Here is a 374-nt window from a genome sequence, read left to right as displayed (position 1 = left end):
AATGAGTATGAATTCACGGCCTCAGTAACAGCCGGGAAAGTCGCGTATTTCTGTTTCAACAGCTCAAGCCTTGGTGAGCGCAAGGCTGAAGAAGTAGCTCTTTTCAAGCTTTTCCCGAATAAAGATTCAAAGAGTTTTACTTACAGTTCTGGTAAAAATCCTGATAGCGAAGGGTATTTCTGGATCACCGACGAAGGAAACAGCGGGCAGTACATTGACCCGAAGATGATTCTGGTGGGCGCACGGACCTACACAATTAATTATTCAGTGAAAGATAACGGCGACTATGATCTGGACGATACTCCCGGTGTGATCCTTGATCCTGTGGTTCCCGGAACTGTTTCATCTGGTGGATCAAGCGGATCTTCCGGTGG

At 46.8% G+C, this 374-nt stretch carries 1 protein-coding gene; it reads left to right on the top strand.

Annotation, left to right across the window (positions count from 1 at the left end):
* Positions 1 to 374, top strand: a 374-nt coding sequence (locus tag D0S45_20985; protein TIH02087.1) for a hypothetical protein, incomplete at both ends; no start/stop codon positions are given.

This window comes from Marinifilum sp. JC120 (assembly GCA_004923195.1).
GTDB lineage: Bacteria > Desulfobacterota > Desulfovibrionia > Desulfovibrionales > Desulfovibrionaceae > Maridesulfovibrio.
Note: the sequence above shows the minus strand (reverse complement) of the source record. Positions and strands in the feature narration are given on the sequence as shown.